The sequence below is a fragment of the Phenylobacterium sp. FG114 genome (assembly GCF_057809855.1).
On record NZ_JBMDKU010000006.1, the window covers coordinates 174,843 to 190,125 of the forward strand.

Genomic DNA, 15,283 nt, shown 5'->3' on the forward strand with positions numbered 1-15,283 from the left:
AACGACCGACCCCGGCGCCGTTCAGATGCGACGCGCTAGAGTCTCCGCAACATGAAGGAGACCCGCATGAGGAAGATCGTCCTTGGCCTGACCCTCGCCGCAGCTACCCTGGGCGCCGGCGCGGCGATGGCCCAGCCCTACGGCTACGATCGCGGCGGCTACGACTATCGCTACGACCGCGGCGACCATCGCGATTATCGCGACGCCTATCGCTACCGCGACGCCCGCTTCCGTGACAGCGACCGTGACGGCATCCCCGACCGCGCCGAGTGGGGTCGCGACCGCGATCGCGACGGCCGACCGGATCAGTGGGACCGCCGCGACAACCGCCGCGACCGCCACTGGCGCCAGCACCGCGACTATGGCTACCGCTACTACCGCTAGAGGTGAGTCCGACGCCTCCACCCCAGGGTGGGGGCGTCAAACCTTGCGGTTCCGTCGGGAAGGGGGTGGGATGACGGCCCATCTTGCTTCGAGGACCGCGCGATGCCCGACTCCGCACAGCCTGCGCCTACTGCCGCCTCGACGGATCCCGCCCAGCTCGGCGTGATGCAAGGCTTCCCGCCGCCGGCAGACAAGCTGGTGCGCTCGGCCGACACGACAAGCTGGCGCTTCCCGAATATTCGCTGGAGCTTCAGCCACGAGCGCGAGCTTGGTCCCTCTGCGGTCGTGCGCCGGGGGCCGTCCGCCGCCGCGCCGCTGCCTTACGCCCTACGTGACGACCTCGACGCCGTGACCTTCACCACGCAGGACGGCCGCCCCATGACCTGGGCAGAGTCGATCGACGAGAACTTCACCGACGGTTTGGTGGTGCTGCACCAGGGGCGGATCGTCTACGAGACCTATCGCGGCGCCCTGCAGCCGCACGTTCCCCATCTGGCGATGTCGGTGACCAAGTCGTTCGCCGGCCTGCTGGCGGCGATGATGGCCCACGAGGGCGCGCTCGACCCCGGCGCAGGGGTGACCGCCTACGTCCCGGAGCTTGCGGGCACTGCCTTTGGCGATGCGTCCGTGCGCCAGGTGATGGATATGACCACCGGCGTCCGCTACCGCGAGGACTATGTCGACCCCGATGCGGAGGTCCGCTTCTATGGCGTCGCCGCGGGCTTCTCGCCGCCGCCGAAGGGCTACGCAGGGCCCACGAACATCTTCGACTTCCTGAAGACCTTGAAGAAGCAGGGCGAGCACGGCGAGGCGTTCGCTTACAAGACCTGCAACACCGAGGTCCTCGGCTGGATCATCCAGCGGGTGGCGGGCCAGCCGTTCGCCGAACTGATCTCCGAGCGCATCTGGCAGAAGCTAGGGGCCGAGGAGGACGGCTATGTCATGGTCGACAGCACGGGCTTCGCCATGTGCGGGGCGGCCCTGAACGTGACGACCCGCGACCTGGCGCGGTTCGGCGAGATGATGCGGCGCGGTGGAACGTTCAACGGACAGCAGATCGTACCCGAAGCCGTGGTCGCCGACATCGCGGGCGGCGCGCGCCGGGAGGACTTCGCCAAGGCCGGCTACGTCACCCTGCCCGGGTGGAGCTATCGCAACCAGTGGTGGGTGAGTCACAATCGCTTCGGCGCCTACAGCGCCAGAGGGATCCACGGCCAGGTCTGCTACGTCGCCCCCGGGGCCGAGATGGTGATCGCGCGCTTCGCCTCGCACCCGACGGCCGCCAACGGCAATGGTCCGCTGGATCGCGTGTCGCTCCCGGCCTACGAGGCGCTGGCCGAGCACCTGACGAAGAACTAGCCGCGGTTCGCCTTTGGCGGGCCGGCGGCCCGCACCTATCGGGCTTCCAGTTCGGCGACCCGGCGCGCGTAGCGTTGCGCCAGGACCAGGCGGTCCGAGATCTCGGCGCTGGCGGCCATCCATTCGGCCTGCTCGTCGTCGACCGCCGCCGGGTCCGTCTCGCTGGCCCGCACCCGCGCGAGGGCGGCCTTCATCCGCCGGTCCTCGATCGCCAGGCTGGGATAGCCGCACACCAGCCGTTCGCGCGCGGTGGGCAGGTCATAGCAGGGATTGTGTGCGGACGACGCTGAGTGCGAAGAGGTTGGCGGCGGGTCGTCCGGCCCGGGCGCCGCGGGCTGTGCGATCGGCTGGTCCGCCGCTTCCTCCGGCAGGCGGACCTCGGTGAGGGCGACGGCCACTCGCGTCGGAGCTTCCCCGGCGGCGAGGGTGACGGACCGGGGTTGCGGGCGGACGTCTTGCGGCGGCGCGAGGCTCAGGCCCCAAGCGACGGCCGCGCCGACAAAGGCCGCGCCGCCGGCGATCGCGATCGCGGGAGCCCGGCTGCGGCGCGCGCCATGCCGGGACGTGGTCGGCTCGGCCCGCAGGGGCGCCGCCGCGATCGGCAGGGCCTGGCCCGTGAGGCGGCCCTGCCGTGCGGCGAGCTCCTCTTCGAGTTGGCGGACGAGCGTTTCCTGTCCCCGGTCGCGCGCCACGCCCAGCAGACGCCTCAGTTCCGGCACGCTCAGCGCCGTAAGCTGGATCCCCAACATTGACCGCTCGGCCTCCCCAACCGCGGCGAATTCCCCGCGATGAGACTAGCACGATGGAGGCCCGCCGTCAGGCCATGGCGCGGATCGCCTTCAGGGCGAATTCCACCTCCTCGGGCGTGTTGCGGATCGACGGCGTCAGACGGACCAGCGGCCGAGCGTAGGGCGCTACCGAGCCGATGATCTTCCACTCGCGCAGTTTCTCCACGGTCTGCCGCGGACTCATGCCGGCCACCTCGAACGAGACGATGCCCGCGGAGAGGTCACGCGACCGGGGCGTGGCCAGGGTCACGTTCGGCGCGGCGGCCAGACCCGCCTTGAGCTGTTCGGCCAACTCGGCCGTGCGCTCGGCGATCTGCCTGCGGCCGACCCAGTCATGCAGCACAAAGGCGTCGGACAGCGCCCAGACGTGTTCGAACGCCTTGAAGCCGCCCGGAGTCAGACGGGCGCCCGTGCAGTCGGTGGCCGGCGTGCCGCTGATCCAGTCGGAGTAGGCGTCGCTGGCCAGGAAGGTCGGAATCGTCGGGGCCATCGCCGCCCAGCCGGCCTTCGAGCCTATCACCACCCCGGTCCCGCGCGGCCCGAAGATCCACTTGTGGCAGCCGGCGAAGAACAGGTCGCAGCCGAGGTCAGCGAGGCCCATGTCCTGGTTGCCGAAGCCATGCACGCCGTCGACTGCCAGCAGGATGCGATCGCCTTCCGCGCGGCTGGCGTTGAGACGCGCGATCTCATGGGCGATCTCGGGAATCGGCATCTTCAGCCCCGTGGACGACAGCACCCAGGTCAGGGCGACGACCCGGGTGTTCGGCTTGATCTCGCGCACCACCGCCTGCGCCAGCCCGCCGGCGCCGGCCTTGGCCGGGTCGGGCAGGCGGATCCGACGCACCGTGGCGCCATTGCGCATCGAGGCCAGCCGCAGGGACTCGTGGGTGACGTAGTAGTCGCTGGAGGTGGTCAGCACCTCCTGACCGGGGCGCAGCTTCAACCCGTTGTAGACCAGGCCCGCGCCCATGGTGGTGGAGTCCGTCAGCGCCACGTCGGCGGCCGGCGCGCCGAAATAGCGGCCGACCCTCTCGCGCGCCGCGTTCTGCAGGCGGCGGTTGTTCTGCTCCAGGTATTCGATGGGCGTTTCGTCCAGGGCGTCGCGGTGCCGCGCGATCGCCTCGCGCACCGGCCTGGGATGGGCCGCGATCAGCATGGCCGACATGTCGACCCGATCGGACTTGAGCCCGAACTGAGCCCGCACCCGAGCCCAGTCGTTGGCCGCGAACGGCGTGCGCGTCGGCGCGGCGGGTTGTTGGGCGACGGCCGGCGCGGCCGATCCTGCCGCCAGCGCCACGCCGCCCGCCGTCAGGAATTCGCGCCGCCCGATCTCCATGGCCCAGCCTCCACGCCTCTAAACATCCGCTGCGGTCCGACGTTCCGCCCCGCGGAGGTTAACTACGAGGCTTGGCCGTGGCGGGATGCGCAGGTGCGATGAAGGCCGGGGGCGGCGCGACCAACTCCGGAACGTGTCGTCCGACCGGTCCGACTGTGGGACGAAAGCCTAGAACACACCCATCGCGAGGCCCGCGGCCAGGCTGGCGCCGAGGTCGGCGCATGCGTTTCGGTCGCTCTCCCGAAGGGTCTTCTCCGCCAGGATCGCTTCAGGCGACTGAGCGTGGGTCACGATGATCAGCGGCTCCGCGATGGGCTTGAGGCGCCAGCCGGTGCAGATCCGCGCCATCTGCCGGGCCGCGCCCGTCCCATCGCTGCCGGCGGCGATCAGCGCGGCGTAGGGGCGGCCGTTCAGCCGCTCCAGCACCGGGTAGTAGCTGCGGTCGAAGAACTCTTTCATCGCCCCGGACATCGAAGCCAGGTTCTCCGGGCAGGCGAAAAGGTAGCTGTCGGCGGCCAGCAGGTCCTCCGCCTGCGCGGCGTCGGCGGGCAGGACCCGAACCTCGATGTCAGGCTCGCCGCGCGCTCCCTCAGCCGCAGCCTCGGCCATCGCCCGCGCCGCGCCGGTCCGCGAATGCCATACGATGAGGAGTCGCTTCATGGCCGCAGGCTAGCGGATTGCCGGACTGAAACGCACCCGAGCTTGCGCCGAAAACCGCGCCCCCTAAGGTCAAGCCCAACAACTGTTCGGGAAGGGGACCCACTATGCTTCGCACCACCCGCCGGCTGGCGCTCGCGCTGACGGCCGCTTCGATCGCGCTGACGCCGGCCACGGCGACTCTCGCCCAGACGTCCAAGAAGCCCGCCGCAGCCACCAAGGCCCATTCGTTGACGAAGGCCGCGAGCCCGGAGTCGGTGGGCTTCGACAGCGCCCGCCTGTCCAAGCTGGACGCGTACATGGCCGGCGTCGTGGCCCAAGGCCGCGTGGCCGGCGCGACCACGCTGCTCGCGCGTCACGGCAAGATCGTGGCGTTCAAGACCTACGGAAAGCAAAGCCTGGCGACCGGCGCCCCGATGAAGGAAGACACGATCTTCCGCATCTACTCGATGACCAAGCCGATCACCGGCGTCGCCATGATGATCCTCTTCGAGGAGGGCAAGTGGCGCCTCGACGACCCTGTCACCCGCTACATCCCCGAGTTCAAGAATCTGAGGGTGGTGAAAACGGTCAATCCGGACGGCACGATGGTGCTGGAGGACATGAAGCGTCCGCCGACCATGCGCGAAGTCATGAGCCATACGGCGGGCTTCGGCTACGGCCTGCAGGACGAGCATCCGGTGGATAAGCTCTATCGCGAGAAGGGTGTGCTGGGCGCCAACGGCCTAAAGGATATGATCGATCGCACGGCGCAGATCCCGCTGGTGTTCCAGCCGGGCAGCTCATGGCGCTATTCGTCGTCGGTCGACATCCAGGGCGCGATCGTCGAACGCCTGTCGGGCCAGACGCTGGGCCAGTTCATGGACCAGCGGATCTTCAAGCCGCTGAAGATGAACGACACCGCGTTCTTCGTGCCCGCCGACAAGGCGAGCCGGCTGGCGGCGGTCTACGTCGGCAACCGTGAGACCCGCAAGATCGAGGAAGCGATCAACCTCTTCGGCAACCCGATGCCGACCTATCTCACCCAGCCCGCCATGGAGTCGGGCGGCGGCGGTCTCGTCGGCACCACCATGGACTACGCCCGCTTCGCCCAGATGATCGCCAACAAGGGCGAACTGGACGGCGTGCGCCTCCTGTCGCCCGCCTCGGTCGAGCTGATGGGCACCAATGTGATCTCCAAGGACGCCATCGTCGCTTCGAACGGCAACGGCGTGAGCCGCTTCAACGAGGCTGTCGGCTTTGGGCTCGACTTCATGGTGATCAAGGACGCGCGCGAGGCCGGCACGCTGGAAGGCGACGGCGCCATGAGCTGGGGCGGGGCGGCCGGCACCTGGTTCTGGGTCGATCCCACCAACGACGTGATCTTCGTCGGAATGGTCCAGCGCCTGGGGGGTACCGGCGGCGACGACCTGGGGACCATGGCCCGGACGCTGACGTACCAGGCGCTGATCGACCCGTCGAAGTAGGCCCCATCGCCGCAGGGTGAGGCCGTCTCTGCGGCATCACCCTCGTCGGCCGCCCGGTCCGTTGCCGTTGTCCCATACGCCCCGATCCGCCGTCACGATCTTCGTCGGCCTGTCGCTTGCCGCGGTGGCGGTCGGCTGCTTCGTAGCGGCGGCGAGCGGTGTCTCCATGGGCGTCTGGGTTCGCAATCCGGCGAGTTGGGTGGTCGGCGCGCTGTGTGCCGCGCTGATCCTGCGGTTCGCCGGCCCGAGGACGACCTTCGGCTTCCTGATCGCCGCGCCGCTGGGACTGGTCGCCAGCCTCGCCGGCGCGGGTCAGCTCAGTGTGCATCGCTGGTTGGACTTGGGTCCCTTGCACGTCAACGCCGCTCAGGTGCTTCTGCCGCCCGCCATCGTCGCGCTGGCCGTTCCAGCGCTGGGGCGGGCGCGGGTGTGGATCGCGGCCGTGATCCTGGTCCTGCTGGTCGCCCAGCCCGATGCGTCGCAGGCTACGGCCTTCGGCGGTGCGCTATTTGCGCTGCTGGGCGCGTCGCAGCTTTCCCGGCCGGTGCGGGCCAGCGCGATGGTCGCGGTCGGCCTCGCGATGGCCGCGAGCTGGCTGCGGCCGGACCCGCTCGGCCCGGTCCCCGAGGTCGAGGAGATCCTGCGCCTGGCCTGGGAGCTCTCGCCGATGGCGGCCGTGGCGGCTTGGGCGACGCTGCTCGCCGCCGTCGCTGCGTTCGCACTGTTTCCGACCAGGGGCACGCAGGGCGGACCCCGCGCGCTGGGGGCCTACGCTGTGCTCACCGCGCTGATGCCGCTCTTCGGCCCATTCCCCGTTCCGCTCACGGGCATGGCGATGAGCCCGGTCGTCGGGCTCTGGCTGGGCGCGGGTTTGCTCGCCGCCCAGGCGCGCAGGGTCGACCTCAGTGAGAGTACCCCGGCGGCATAGGCCGGTTCAGGTCCTTGTAGCGGTCGCGCAGGTCGAGCTGCCGCGAGCGAAGCGGCTGGGCCTCGCCACGGACCAGGATGAGCTGCGGCTTGGACAGTGGCTCGAAGGGGTCGCCCGACCAGATCACCAGGTCGGCGTCCTTTCCGGGCTCCAGCGAGCCCACGCGGTTCGCCACGCCGAAGATCTTCGCCGGATTCAGGGTGACGGCCGCAAGCGCGCCGCCCTTGGTCATGCCGTTGGCGACCGCGATGCCGGCGTTGTAGCGCATCTCGTGGGCGCGGTGGGCGCCGCTGTTGCCTTCGATGGCGACGGTAACGCCCGCCGCTTCCAGGCGAGCGGCATTCTCCAGCGTGGCGCCCAGGGTCTCGAAGCTGGTGGGGCGATCGAGGACCGGGTTCAGGATCACCGGCACGCCGGCCGCGGCGATTTCCGGGGCCAGCCGCCAGGCTTCCGCCGCCCCCGACAGGATCAGCTTCAGCCTCTCATCCTTCGCCAGCTTCAGCACCGCGCGGATGTCAGAGGCGCGATTGGCGACCGCGACGAGCGGCATCTGGCCGTTGACCACGGGGATCAGCGCCTCGAGGTCGGCGCGCGACAGCGACAGGTCGCGGTAACCGGCGCGTTCATAGGCGGCGCGGTTGCGCTGGTAGGCGCGGACGTCTTCCAGGGCTTCCTTCAGCAGCACGAACTCGGCGCCGCGGGCGCCGCCGGCCACCTTGGCGCCGGCGTCGCCGAACGGGCTGACCATGGCCACCTTCGGTTTCAGCAGCATGTCGGTTCCGCTGGCGAGCTGGATGACTGCGGCTTGGCCGGCGAACAGGTGGTGGGCGTTCTCGGAGGACGGCGCGCCCGAAGTGGCCTCGGCCCCGCTGTCGTCGTGCTCGCCGGCGCCGCCCTGGCCGCCCTCGGCCCGGGGGGTCACCACGGCGCTGGTGATGCCGCCAAGGCGCGCGACCGGGATCACCACGGAGTCCGGGTTCAGCGCGTACTGCACGTCGAAGGCCGCGCCCAGGTCTGGCGTCTTGACGTCGACGTCGTCGCCCACGGACGAGACTTCGATGGCGCCCAGCATGCTGTTCACGGCGACGAAGCCAGGCGTGACGATGCCGCCCTTGGCGTCGACGACCTGGGCGCCGGTCGGCGTGGCGGCATTGGGTCCGGCCGCGACGATCTTGCCGTCGCGCACCACGATGGAGCCCTCGACGGGCTGGGCGGCGCCCGGATTGAGGATGCGGGCGTTGATGATGGCGACGGTGGCGGCGCTCGCGCCCGTCGCGGCGGTGAGGGCCGTGGCGGCCAGCAGGACGGCGAGGCGGCGGATCATCGGCGGCTCTCCTGGCCGAGTTCGAAATCGGACTTGGCCTGGAAGCGCGGATCGGTGCGATCGTAGGCGAGGCCGCCGTCGATCCAGACCCGCTGGGCCCGGGTGTAGATCGAGAAGGGATTGCCGTCCCAAAGCGTGACGTCGCCGCGCTTGCCGGGCTCGAGCGTGCCGACCTCCGCCGAGATGCCGAGCGCCTTGGCAGGGTTGGCGGTGATCCAGCGGATGGCCTGGGCCTCGGTGATCTGCATGCCGAGCGCGCGGCCGGCGGCCATGGCTTCGGCGGCCTCCTGGTTCAGCCGCTGGATGAGGTCGGGGTCGTCGGACTTGATGATCGCACAGCCGCCGGCGGCCTCCACCAGCGGGACATTCGCCTCGACGGAGTCGTTCATCTCGAGCTTGGACCCCCACCAGTTGGTCCAGGTGGCGGCGCAGATGTCGTTCTTGGCCAGCAGGTCGGCGATCTTGTAGGCCTCGACCGTGTGGTGGAAGGCGGTGATCCGGTAGCCGAACTCCTTCGAGACATCGATCATCTGGGCCATCTCGTCGGCCCGGTAGCAGTGGTTCTCGACCAGGATCTCGCCCTTCAGCACGCCCACCAGGGTGTCGAGCTGCAGGTCGCGCTTGGGCGGGTCGGCCTTGTCGCCCTTGGCCACCTTGGCGCGGTAGTCGTCCCACTTGCGCATGTAGTCGGCGGCGTTGATCCAGGCGGCGCGGTAGCCGGCGACATTGCCCATCCGCGTGGACGGGGCGCGGCTCTTGCCGCCGTAGACCCGCTTCGGATTCTCGCCGCAGGCCATCTTCAGCGTGTAGGGCGCGCCGGGAAACTTCATGTCCTGCACGGTGCGCCCGGGCACGTTGCGCAGGGTGACGCCCCGGCCGCCGAACAGGTTGGCCGAGCCGGGCAGGACCAGCAGCGTGGTCACCCCGCCGGCGCGGGCCAGGTTGAAGCCCGGATCCTGCGGCCACACCGAGTGCTCGGCCCAAACCTGGGCGGTGTTGGGATCGGTCGCCTCGTTGCCGTCGGAGTGGGCCTGGACCTCGGGTGAGGGATAGACGCCCAGGTGCGAGTGTGTGTCGATCAGGCCGGGCGTCACCCACTTGCCGCGCGCATCCAGGGTCTCGTAACCGGCGGGAACCGCGAGGGCCGCGCCCACGCCGGCGATCCGGCCGTCCTGGATCAGCACGGTGCCGTTGTCGACCCGGGCGCCCGTCCCGGTCAGCACGGTGGCGCCCACCAGGGCCAGGTTGCGGCCGGGCAGGGGGCGGTAGGTCGAGGGGAACGGGTCCGTGTTGGCCGCCGGATCCAGACCCCTGGGCAGCGGCGCCGCGGCCTGGTGCGAGCCGGACGACGATTCCTTCCCGGGCGCGGGCTTGGATGAGGTGGTGGCGCAGGCGGCGAGGCTAGCGCTGGCGAGCACCGCGAGCGCGGCGCCGAGGGCTTTGTTCACTGGAAATCCCCGAACAGAAGGCGGGATGGGAGGGCTCGTCGGTCCACGAGTCAAGCGCCCTGCGCCTTGACATTCGCGGGGGTACATGCGCCCTTCCGCGCCTCGTAAAACACCCGATTTCCCGAGACAAATGCACGCCTACCGCACCCACACCTGCGGCGCGCTTCGCGCCGCCGACACCGGCAAGACCGCCCGCCTCTCGGGCTGGGTCCACCGCAAGCGCGACCATGGCGGGCTGATCTTCATCGACCTGCGCGACCACTACGGCCTGACCCAGCTGGTGCTGAGCCCCGGCACGCCCGGCTTCGACGTGGTCGAGCACTTGCGCGCCGAAAGCGTGATCCGCGTGGACGGCGAAGTCGTCGCCCGCTCCGGCGACACCGTGAACCCGAACCTGCCGACCGGCGAGATCGAGCTGAAGGTGAAGGAGGTCGCGGTTCTCTCGAAGGCCGACGAGCTTCCGCTGCCGGTCTTCGGCGAGCCCGACTATCCGGAAGAGATCCGGCTCAAGAACCGCCACCTCGACCTGCGCCGCGAGACGCTGCACAAGAACATCGTGCTGCGCTCGAAGGTGATCCAGTCGATCCGCAACCGGATGATCGGCCAGGGCTTCCTGGAGTTCCAGACCCCGATCCTGACCGCCAGCTCGCCTGAAGGCGCGCGCGACTTCCTGGTGCCGTCGCGGCTGCACCCCTCTCAGTTCTACGCGCTGCCGCAGGCTCCGCAGCAGTTCAAGCAGCTGCTGATGGTCTCGGGCTTCGACCGCTACTTCCAGATCGCGCCCTGCTTCCGCGACGAGGACCTGCGCGCCGATCGCAGCCTGGAATTCTACCAGCTCGACGTCGAGATGAGCTTCGTCACCCAGGAGGACGTGTTCGCGGCCATCGAGCCGGTGATGCATGGCGTTTTCGAGGAGTTCGCCGAGGGCAAGCCGGTGACGCCGTACCCCTTCCCGCGCATTCCCTACCGGGAGAGCATCGCCAAGTACGGCACCGACAAGCCCGACCTGCGCAACCCGATCCAGATGCAGGACGTCTCGGACCACTTCCGCGGCGGCGGCTTCGGCCTGTTCGCCCGCATCCTGGAAGACGCCAAGAACGCGGTGTGGGCCATTCCGGCCAAGACCGGCGGCAGCCGCGCGTTCTGCGACCGGATGAACAGCTGGGCACAGGGCGAGGGTCAGCCCGGCCTGGGCTACATCTTCTGGTCCGACGACCAGGGCGGCTGGGGCGGCCCGATCGCCAAGAACCTCGGTCAGGAGAAGACCGACGCCGTCATGGGCCAGCTCGGCCTGGGGCAGGGTGATGCCGCCTTCTTCGTCGCCGGCGACCCCAAGGTCTTCTACAAGTTCGCCGGCTCGGCGCGGACCAAGGTGGGGACCGACTTGAAGCTAGTCGACGAGAACCGCTTCGAATTCGTCTGGATCGTCGACTTCCCGATGTTCGAGATGAACGAGGAGACGAACCGCGTCGACTTCTCGCACAACCCGTTCTCGATGCCGCAGGGCGAACTGGAAGCGCTGGAAACCAAGGATCCGCTGGATATCCTGGCCTACCAGTACGACATCGTCTGCAACGGCTACGAACTGTGCTCGGGCGCGATCCGGAACCACCTGCCCGAGATCATGCTCAAGGCGTTCGCGATCGCGGGCTACGGCCCCGAGGTGGTGGAGGAACAGTTCGGCGGCATGCTGAACGCGTTCCGCCATGGCGCTCCGCCGCACGGCGGCCTGGCCCCCGGCATCGACCGGATCGTCATGCTCCTGGCCAATCAGGTCGCGATCCGCGAAGTCATCGCCTTCCCGCTGAACCAGCAGGGACAGGACCTGATGATGAATGCGCCCTCAGAAGTCGCCGACAAGCAGCTCAAAGAACTGCATATTCGCCTGGCCCCGCCGATCAAGGCGGGCTGATTGGCGGCGCTTAGCGCGCGACCGAGGTGAAGTAGCGCGGTTCCGGCGGCAACGGCGGGGCCGGCGCTGCCGGCATCGCCGGGACCATCCGCATCGCCGGCCGGGGGACCTCGGGCCGCATGATGAGCCGAACGCCGTTGCAGCCGCGGATCTGCAGGCCGCGCGGCGTCTTGGTCCGGCTGTCGCCGCACGCTTCGTCGAGCTGGTCCTGGGTCAGGCCCCGCGCGTTCGCCAGATCCGCCCCATGCAGCGAGGCCCGGGTGAGATCGGTGTCGCGGAAGTCCGCGCCATCGAAATTCGCCCCCATCAGATTGGCGTTGGTCAGGTCGGCGGAACGGAAGGACGCGCCGCTGAACGTGCCGTAGGCCAGCACCGCGCCGGTCAGGTCGGCGTCCTGCAACACCGCGCCGTGCGCTTCCACGCGGGTCAGGTTGGCGCCCTGCAGGTCGGCCGAGCGCAGCACGGCCCCGGAGAGGCGCGCGCGGTTGAAGTTCGCGCCCTGCGCTTCGATGTCGGTCAGCGTGGCGCGGGACAGGTCGGCGCTATCGAACACGGCGCCGCGCAGGGTGGCCGACCGCAGCACCGCGTTGATCAGGATCGCCTTGCGGAAGTTGGCCCCGGTCGCCTCGGTGTCGCTGAGGTCTGCGCGGGTCAGGTTGGCGGCGCCGAACATGACGCCGTTCGCCTCGGTCGACCGCATCCTGGCGCTGGTGAGGTTGGCGCTGGAGAAGTTGGCGCCCGTCATCGAGGCGTCGGAGAGATCGGCCTTGGTCAGATCGGCGCCGGCGAAGACCGAGGCATGAAACTTGGCGTCCCGCAGGTTCGCGCCGACGAGCATCGCGCCCGAGAAATTGGCCCCGATGATCCGGGCGCCCGACATGTTCCGCCCGGAAAGTTCGCATTTCATGCAGGAGCCGCCGAACGAGTCCAGGCGACGGACCTCCTTCTCGCCGGCCATCGCGCGCCCGGCGATCGGGGCGATCGCGAGGAGGGCGGCCGTGGCGACCAGGAGGTGGGAAATACGCGACATCAGTGGGGCAGTTCCTTGCAGTCTCGCTGCCACATCTGCCTGCATAGCCTGGGGGGCGCCACTTAAATCGCGGTAACTTCGAACGGGTTAGGTGCGACGTTCTAACCCGTCTGGTCCTCGGGCAGACGGCCCGCGCGGGTCCCGCAGGTCTCGCAGATCAGGGCCTGGCCCTTGCGCACCACGGCGATGTCGCCGCAGGCCGCGCAAACCTCGGCCGAGGCGAACGCGGCCGGCCCCGCGCCGCGGTTGGCCGAGGGCAGGAAGACCAGGTTGTCGGGCGCCGCGCCGCGCGCGAAGCCACGGGAAATGAAGCGGGAGGCCGGCTGCGGCTGGGGGTCCTCCGCCCCTGTGGCGTCGGCGGCATCCGCCTTGCCGCGGCCCAGGCCGTCGGCGTTGAGTCCGGCCGGGTCGGCGCTGGCGAGTTCGTCGCGGCCCAGGTAGCTGATCCCCAGCTCGCGGAAGATGTAGTCCAGGATCGAGGTGGCGGACTTCACCGTGTCGTTGCCCGTGACCTCGCCGGCGGGTTCGAAGCGGGTGAAGACGAAGGCGTCGACGAACTCGTCCAGCGGCACGCCGTATTGCAGGCCGATCGAGATCGCGATGGCGAAGTTGTTCATCAGCGAGCGGAAGGCCGCGCCTTCCTTGTGCATGTCGATGAAGATCTCGCCCAGCTGTCCATCGTCGTATTCGCCGGTGTGAAGATAGACCTTGTGGCCGCCGACGCTGGCCTTCTGGATGTAGCCCTTGCGCCGGTCGGGCAGCTTCTGACGCGTGCGCTCGCGTTCGACGATGCGCTCGACGATCCGTTCCTCGGCTTCGGGCGGCGCCGCGGCGCGGGCCGGCAGTTCGGCTACGGGTGGGATAGCCAGGTCGAGCAGCGCGGGGCCGGCCGCGCGCCGGACATGCACGGCCACCTCGCAGACCTCTATCAGCGCCGCCACGTCGGCGATGGCGCTGTCCCACGGCAGGGTCACGCCCAGCACGGGCGGAACGTCCAGGACGGGCGCCAGGGCGGCCAGCATGGCGGCCTCGGCGCTGGCCGGGATATCGGCGGGGCCGCGAAGGACGCGCCGTTGGTCCTCGGTCAGGAAGGGGGCGTTCGACAGGCTCGCGCGCCCCAGCACATGGGCCTCGGCCTCGGCCACGGCGTCGGCCGTGAAGCCGGCGAGCGCCAGGACATCGAGGTTCGGGTCGGCGAGCTGTGTGGGGCTGGCGCCCAGCACGTCGCGCAGGAAGCCTTCGCCCACGACCGAGGGTGCGAAGGCGCGAGCCAATCCGCCCACGAACGGCAGCTCGGCCTCGGCGGCGGCGATCTCCAGGCTGGTGAAGCCCCGCGCCGCCAGCGCCACCGCGCTGACGCCCGGCGCGTCGGCCAGGCTGCGGTGACCGAGGACCGCGTCTCGGGCGACCGCCAAGTCCGCTCCCGTGGCGGCGATCGCCAAGACGGCGGCCTCCGACAGCACGCGCACCGTCTCCCCGTCCGCGGTCTCGGCCACGGTGACCGGCCCGGCCCAGGGCGCGGCGTCGAGGCGCACGCCCAGCCGCAGCGCGAGGTCGGGGTCGGACAGCAGGGTCAGCCGCACATCGACATCGAGGTCCGCGGTTGCATCGCGCACGGCCTGGTAGAGGTTGCGAGCGGCCTGGCGCGCTTCTTCGCTGTCGTAGTCGAAGCCGTGCGCCGCCAGCCATTCGCCCAGGCCGCCCAGCGCGAGCCGGACAGGGCCTTCCGCCTCGGCCGCCACGGCGACGGTCGCCAGGCGGACGGTTTCGGCAAAGCTGGCCTCGTCGAAGGCGTCTTCGCGCCAGAAGGCCATGAGTTCCACGCCCGCGGCGGGCAGGGCGGCGGATTCCGCGATTGCGGCCGCGGCCCCCTCGTCCGGCGCCGCGATTATCCGGCCGGTGGTCCAGGCCGCGCGGACCAGGCTCGGATCGCCGCTGGTCGCCGCGACCACGGGCGCCGCGAGCGGGGGCGACGGGGTGTCGCAAAGCCATTCGGCGTCGCCGGCGCGGGCGAGGGCGACTGCCTCCAGGATCATGGCGTCCGACGCCCCTGCCGTCCGGGCCGCGTCGGCGGCGCGGGCCAGGCTGGTGTTGCGGGCAGGGTCCGCGCAGGCCTCGGGGTCGCCTTCGCAGCGCATGACCGAATCCATCACCGCCTGTAGCCGACAACCCAGCAGGGCCGCCGCGGCCTGAGCCGCCTCGCGGCCGCGATGCGCGGCGGTGAGCCGGTCGAGCGCGCCGGGGATGGGCTCGAGCGATTCGAGAGATTCCGCCGGCGGCTTCAGGGCGATAACGCCCAGCATCATCGCCTCGGTGACCGCCTCGCGGAACTTCGTGCGGCTCTTCAGGTCCTTGGTCAGCCCCCGGGCCTGGGCCTTGCCCGCCAGCGTATAGGCGTATTGCACGATGGCGGCGGCGAGATCGGTGCGGCCCCCGGCCCATTCGATCCAGGCTTCGACGCGGGCATTGGTGAAGTGGGCGGGAGCCTCGACCTCGACCAGCCGGTCGGCCAGCTCCAGGATTCGCCCCTCGATACCCGCGCGCGACGTTTCGGTCATGATGCGGCTCGACTCCCTGACAGGTAAGCGTAGGCGGCGCCGAGGCCCGCGAGCAATAGATGTTGGGTGTGCAGGTCCGTTCATCCCCAACAT

12 protein-coding genes are annotated in these 15,283 nt (G+C 70.1%); 5 read left to right on the forward strand and 7 right to left on the reverse strand.

Going from position 1 to position 15,283, the window contains the following annotated elements:
- Positions 1-66 precede the first annotated feature (66 nt).
- Together ACODSY_RS12260 and ACODSY_RS12265 are read left to right on the forward strand one after the other, a co-directional pair.
- Positions 67-384, forward strand: a complete 318-nt coding sequence (locus tag ACODSY_RS12260; protein WP_488952029.1) for a hypothetical protein — start codon at positions 67-69, stop codon at positions 382-384.
- Positions 385-486: 102 nt separating this feature from the next.
- The gene (locus ACODSY_RS12265; protein ID WP_488952030.1) at positions 487-1,743 is read left to right on the forward strand and encodes a serine hydrolase domain-containing protein; all 1,257 of its coding nucleotides are present in this window, start codon (positions 487-489) and stop codon (positions 1,741-1,743) included.
- 35 nt (positions 1,744-1,778) lie between these two features.
- Here ACODSY_RS12265 and ACODSY_RS12270 read toward each other — a convergent pair whose 3' ends face one another.
- The 3 genes from ACODSY_RS12270 to ACODSY_RS12280 form a co-directional block, all read right to left on the reverse strand.
- Positions 1,779-2,492 (reverse strand): lysozyme inhibitor LprI family protein, encoded by a 714-nt coding sequence (locus ACODSY_RS12270; protein WP_488952031.1) that lies wholly within the window; start codon positions 2,490-2,492, stop codon positions 1,779-1,781.
- A gap of 67 nt (positions 2,493-2,559) precedes the next feature.
- Complete coding sequence (locus tag ACODSY_RS12275) at positions 2,560-3,867, reverse strand: aminotransferase class V-fold PLP-dependent enzyme (RefSeq protein ID WP_488952032.1); 1,308 nt, start codon at positions 3,865-3,867, stop codon at positions 2,560-2,562.
- 168 nt (positions 3,868-4,035) lie between these two features.
- A complete protein-coding gene (locus ACODSY_RS12280) occupies positions 4,036-4,527 on the reverse strand; it encodes a flavodoxin family protein (protein ID WP_488952033.1) in 492 nt (163 codons plus the stop codon).
- A 104-nt stretch (positions 4,528-4,631) separates the two neighbouring features.
- Here ACODSY_RS12280 and ACODSY_RS12285 point away from each other — a divergent pair, with 104 nt between their 5' ends.
- Together ACODSY_RS12285 and ACODSY_RS12290 are read left to right on the forward strand one after the other, a co-directional pair.
- Entirely contained in the window at positions 4,632-5,990 is a 1,359-nt protein-coding gene (locus tag ACODSY_RS12285) for a serine hydrolase domain-containing protein (protein ID WP_488952034.1), read from the forward strand.
- A 67-nt stretch (positions 5,991-6,057) separates the two neighbouring features.
- Positions 6,058-6,918, forward strand: coding sequence for a hypothetical protein (locus ACODSY_RS12290; protein ID WP_488952035.1), 861 nt, complete (start codon positions 6,058-6,060; stop codon positions 6,916-6,918).
- On the opposite strand, the gene ACODSY_RS12295 is transcribed toward ACODSY_RS12290, so the two are convergent.
- Together ACODSY_RS12295 and ACODSY_RS12300 are read right to left on the reverse strand one after the other, a co-directional pair.
- Positions 6,893-8,242: an amidohydrolase family protein gene (locus ACODSY_RS12295; protein WP_488952036.1), complete on the reverse strand. Its 1,350-nt coding sequence runs from the start codon at positions 8,240-8,242 to the stop codon at positions 6,893-6,895. The genes ACODSY_RS12290 and ACODSY_RS12295 overlap by 26 nt on opposite strands.
- Positions 8,239-9,690, reverse strand: a complete 1,452-nt coding sequence (locus tag ACODSY_RS12300) for an amidohydrolase (protein ID WP_488952037.1) — start codon at positions 9,688-9,690, stop codon at positions 8,239-8,241. The genes ACODSY_RS12295 and ACODSY_RS12300 overlap by 4 nt, the downstream gene beginning before the upstream one ends.
- 130 nt (positions 9,691-9,820) lie before the next feature.
- Here ACODSY_RS12300 and aspS point away from each other — a divergent pair, with 130 nt between their 5' ends.
- On the forward strand, positions 9,821-11,602 hold the full coding sequence (gene aspS, locus ACODSY_RS12305; RefSeq protein WP_488952038.1) for an aspartate--tRNA ligase: 1,782 nt from the start codon (positions 9,821-9,823) through the stop codon (positions 11,600-11,602).
- 10 nt (positions 11,603-11,612) lie between these two features.
- Here the strand turns inward: aspS and ACODSY_RS12310 are convergent, their stop codons facing one another.
- Together ACODSY_RS12310 and ACODSY_RS12315 are read right to left on the reverse strand one after the other, a co-directional pair.
- Complete coding sequence (locus ACODSY_RS12310; RefSeq protein WP_488952039.1) at positions 11,613-12,632, reverse strand: pentapeptide repeat-containing protein; 1,020 nt, start codon at positions 12,630-12,632, stop codon at positions 11,613-11,615.
- A 101-nt stretch (positions 12,633-12,733) separates the two neighbouring features.
- Positions 12,734-15,190, reverse strand: a complete 2,457-nt coding sequence (locus ACODSY_RS12315) for a TSCPD domain-containing protein (RefSeq protein ID WP_488952040.1) — start codon at positions 15,188-15,190, stop codon at positions 12,734-12,736.
- Positions 15,191-15,283 lie beyond the last annotated feature (93 nt).